The sequence below is a fragment of the bacterium genome, assembly GCA_021372775.1.
Lineage (GTDB): Bacteria > Acidobacteriota > Polarisedimenticolia > J045 > J045 > JAJFTU01.
On record JAJFTU010000053.1, the window covers coordinates 1 to 5,065 of the forward strand.

The 5,065-nt window shown below is 71.9% G+C and carries 1 protein-coding gene; it reads left to right on the plus strand.

Translation table 11 applies throughout. From position 1 onward, the window contains the following. Nucleotides 1-4,582 (plus strand): carboxypeptidase-like regulatory domain-containing protein (locus tag LLG88_02185; protein ID MCE5245716.1); only part of this gene is annotated, 4,582 nt, incomplete at its 5' end. Nucleotides 4,583-5,065 lie beyond the last annotated feature (483 nt).

Consider the following 5,065-nt stretch of genomic DNA (forward strand, 5'->3'; position numbering starts at 1 on the left):
GACGACGACCACCGCCGATCTCGTCGTCGACGTCTCCGGCCTCGTCGGTTCGAAGGTCGATCTCGCCGTCTACGTCGACGTCAACCAGAACGGCGTCGTCGACGCGGCGGACTACCTCGTCTACACCGTCGTCGTGACCGACAACGGCACGGCGGCGCCCAACGTTCCGGTCGACGAGAACAAGACCGCCGGCGCGGTGCGCGCGCGGCTGCGGATGTTCACGCCGCTCAACTTCCCGTACACCGCCGGCCGCTACGTCGTGCGCGCGACCGACGAAGGGAACGCGACCTACGCGGGCGCGGCGCTGACGATCACCGCCGCCGCCGAGGCGCAGAGCGTCCAAGGCCAAGTGACCGCCTCGGGCGGCGGATCGGTTCCGGGCGCCTTGGTGACGCTCTACCCGCTGAACGAGAAGTGCGCGGTCGCGTCCCCTTCGACGTTCGCCGACGCCTCGGGGAACTTCACGCTCCAGGTTCCCGCGTCGTTCGACGCCTGCGGCGGGCGCCTGCTGCTGGCCCTCAAGCCGGGCTACGTCACCTCGCAGTACGGCCAGCCGCTCCTGACCTTCCGCGGGACCGACGTCTACACCGGGCAGACTCCGACCGTCGCCGCCGCCGGCGTCAACGTCTCCGGCCATCTCTACTTCGACGGCACGACGACGCCGATCCCCGGCGCGCTGATCGTGGCGCAGCTCGAGGACGGCCCGCCGGCGATGGCCGTCGCCTTCACCGACAAGAGCGGGGCCTACACCATCCCGCTGGTCGCGGGCCAGTGGAGCGTCCTCGTCGGCAGCGACGAGCATCTCGCGCTCCAGGGCGCCGTGGCCAACGACCGCGCGGTGGAAGTGAACGTCTCCGGCTCCGCGGTCTCCGGCGTCGACTTGGTCGCCGAAACGCCGAACGCGACGATCTCCGGCACGGTCTCCGACGAGGGAACGCCGCTCGGCGCCGGCGTCGGCGTGACCGCCAAACTCGACGGCGACTGCGAGGGGACCGACTACTCGACGATCGTGCACACGACCGCCGGCGGGACCTTCACCCTCGGCGTCTACGTTCCCGCGTCCTGCTCCAACCAGACCACGATCCGCTACCACGTGCTCCCGGCCGATCCGGTCTTCGGCAAGGTCGTCGCCCAAGGGCGGGTCGAGCCGACCGCGGGCGGCTCGTACACCGCGCCGATCAACTACCTCGCGCCGACGCATTCCGTCTCCGGCGCGTTCGTCGACGCCAAGGGCGCGGCTCTCGCCGACCTCTGCCTGCGCGCCCACGCCACGGTGGACGACGTGGACTACGTCGCCTACGGCAAGGCCGGCTGCGACGGCGCCTACACGCTGCCCGCGATCGACGGCGCGTGGAGCGTGACGTCGAACGTCTCCCAGCTCGCCGCGATCTACCGCTCGCTCGACCAAACGACGGTCGAGCGCAACGTGACGGTCTCCGGCGCCGACGTCGAGGGGATGAACTTCGTCGTCGGCCGGTGGCTGTTCAAGCCGGCGATCACCGGCGTCGCGGCGATGGCGCCCAAGGCGGGCGGACAGGTGATGCTGCAGATCCAGGGCGTGCATTCGGCGACCGACGTGTCGATCGACGGGACGACCTACGCCGGCGCCGCGACGATCGTCCGCGTCGACCAAGGGAAGGCCGTCGTCGCCCTGCCGGCGGGGCTAGCCGCCGGGGCGCACCAGATCACGATCACCGACTCCTCGACCGGCCTGCCCTCCGACCCGGCCTGCTTCACGTCGAAGTCGCCCGCCTACGCACCGGTCTGCACGATCGGCGGCACGGTGAGGGACGCCGGAGGCGCCGCGCTGGCGAACGCCGCGGTCATCGTCTTCGACTCGACGGGGAACGCCCCGCTCTGGGGCGCCCTGACCAACGCCAGCGGCCAGTGGTCGGCCGGCATGCCGCAGAACACGAACTACGTCGTGATGTACCTCCCGCCGCAAGGAACCGCGCTCGCCCCCGCCAAGAGCGGCGTCGTCGCCTGCGCGACCGGCCTGACGCAACAGCTCGTCTCCGCCTACCGGGTCGGCGGCTACGTCAAGGACGCCAACGGAAACGGCGTCGCCGGCGTGACCGTCAACGCCAAGGGGGGCGGCCCGGGCGTCGCCGCGACGACCGACGAAGACGGCTACTACCTGCTGCCGCTGCGGGCGAGTTCCTGGACGATCAACTACCAGCCCCCGATCGGCGGCCGCTACCTCTACCCCGCCTCGCAGACGATCACGGCGAGCGGCGACACTCAGCTTCCGAACGTCGCGCTCGCCACGGGGAACCTCGTCGTCGGGCAGGTCGTCGGGATGGACGGCGCGCCGCGCGTCGAGCAGATCCTCGCCCACCAGCGCTCCGACGACGCGACGGTCGGCGGCACGGTCTCCGACTCGTGCGAAGGTCGGTTCGCGTTGGCCGTGACCAGCGGCGAGTACTCGCTCGAGCTGATCAACCAGCCGAACGACGGCGCCTCGGCGCGCGTCGAATGGGTGAACGCCTCGAACACCGACGTCGCGGCGGAGTTCCCCTTCCCCGCGGCGAGCGCCGCCCCGCTGCAGCTCGACGGCACGACGATGCGGATCACGGGCGACCTCGCGGCCGGGCTCAAGGCCGGCGGCGCGTTCCACTTCTTCGTCGAGAACATCCCGGCGACCGGCGCGCCGCAGTTCACGTTCTCGAACGGCCTCGGCGGCACGGTGGCCGCGACCGGCCTCGTCGTGGACCGCGCGCGCGGCCTCGTCGCGGGGACGGTCCCCGGGGGCGCCGCGAGCGGCCCGGCGACGTTCACCGTCGGCGCGGTTTCCGCCGCGCCGGTCCTCGCGAACGTCGTGCCCGGAGTGGCGCCGAGTCTGCCTTACACCTTCGCGGGCACCGTCCTCGACAGCGGCGGCAACCCCGTCCCCGGCACGGTGCTGATCCTGATGGAGCAGGATCCGGGCAATCCCGACTGCAACGCCAACCCCGCGCTCGTGTCGTTCGGCGTTTCCGACGCCTCCGGGAACTTCAGCCTGCGCTACACCGACGGCAACTTGATCCTGATGGGCCTGCCGCCGGTCGCGGCCAACATCCCCGCCGGCTACATCACGCAGGGGGACGCGAGCGGCGACATCAGCGGCATGACGCTGCAGCTCTTGGCCGGACAGACCTACACGATGCGCATCGTCCAAGGGTCGCCCGCGACGCCGGTTGCCAACGCGCGCGTCTCCCTCGACGGCAACATCTTCGACACGCGCCTCTCGGCGGCCGACGGCACGGTCTCGTTCCCGATCTGGGGCGGACAGGAAGTCGTCGTCCTTGGGCCGGCCAAGAGCCGCCTGACGGCCAGGTCCTTCGGCGTCGACGGCACCGGATCGGGCGCTCTCGGCGACATCGCGCTGGGGAACGCGATCTTCGTTTCCGGCCGCACGCTGGACAGCACGGGCGCTCCGCTCGGCGGCGCGCGCGCCCGCACGCATCAGGCCAACGGCGACACCGAGTACGGCGAGGCGTTCACGGGGCTGAACGGGATCTTCACCGTTCCCGCCGCGAACGGCGCCGCGTTCAACATCGAGCTCGATCCGAACCGCGACGATCTCGGCAGCGTGCAGGGCCAGCACGACGCCGCGGCGCACGACATCGTCTTCCATCCGTCCGGTCAGTTCGTCAAGGCGGGCTTCATCGCCGGCCACGTCCGCGCCTCCGAGAACGGCGCCGCGCTCGCGAACGTCGACGTCTCGGCGATGAACTCGACCGGGCCGGGCTCCTCGAACATCGGCTGGTCGCGGAGCTGCGCGGACGGCTACTACGTGATGAAGGTCGCGGCCGGCCGGGCGTTCGTCCAGACGTGGGACGAAAGCGGCGCGCGCGCCCAGGTCTGGGCGCCGGGCGTCTTCTGCAGCAACAACGCCCAGGCCGTGACGGTGACGGCGGGAGCGACGACGACCGTGGACATGTCGGCGCCGCTCAACGCCACGATCGGCGGAACGGCGCGGCTCTACCGCAGCGCCCTCTCCGGCATGACCGCCTGCGTTTCCGGCGGCGTCCTCGAAAGCGGCTGCACGCGCTGCACGAATTCGCCGACCGGCGCCGACGGCGTCTTCTCGATCAGCGTTCCGGCGGCGAACGGCTACCGCCTCGAGGCGTGGGGCAACGCCATGGACCGCTGCTACCCGCACAACGTCTGCCCCTCCTACGTTCCGGTGAACGCGCCGGCGTCGGGGCTGGTGATCAACTTCGGCGACGCGCCGGGCGAGGCGAGCTCCGCTTCCGTCCCGACGACTGTCGGCCGCTCGTCCGGGAACTTCGTCCTGACCTTCCCGACGCTCGCCAACGCCGACAGCTACAACGTCTACGCCGGCGCGCTCGGCACGTTCTTCAACCCGTCGTCGATGTCGGCGTGCCACTTGGCGAGCGGTTCCGCCGGCTTCGACGCGCCGGGGAGCGGCGCGGCGACGTACACCTTCGTCCCGCCGGCCGGGAACGCGGTCTGGTTCCTCGTCTCCGGCAGCAACATCATCGCCGAAGGGTCGCTCGGGACGGAGCAGCTCGGCGACGGCTCGACGCCCGAGCGCGACGCGGCGTTCTCCGCGTGGCGCTGCGGACCGACCCCCTGATCGACGGTTCTCCGTAGTTCGTCCGAGGCCCGCCGCCCACGCGGCGGGCCTTTTCATTCCCGCCGAGCGTCCCGCGGCCCTCCGTGCGTTCGTCGTCGCGCGACGGTGCTCCGTCGCGGACCTGGCGACACCTTGCGTCGTCGGACATCGCGCGATCTCGCGCCGCCCGGGCTTCGCGCGACTCGCGCCGACGATCGGCGCGCGACGTTGCACTGTCCGGACGCCGAGGGACGTTTCGGCCCGATCGGCGCGCGACGTTGCGCCGTCCCGACGCCGCGGGACGTTTCGCCGATCCGGTACGGGCGACGCGGATCTCGGGCGGGGGCGGTGCGGGGTCATCGCGGGGCGTCCTGCGGGGCGCGGGAGGCGAGGAGGCGTTCGTCGGCGTACCAGGGGGCGTCGGGGCCGTTGCCGAGGCGGAAGCGGAGGGCGTCGGGGGCGCGTCCGCGGACGCGGAGGAGGCCGCCGTGCTCGCCCTGCCGG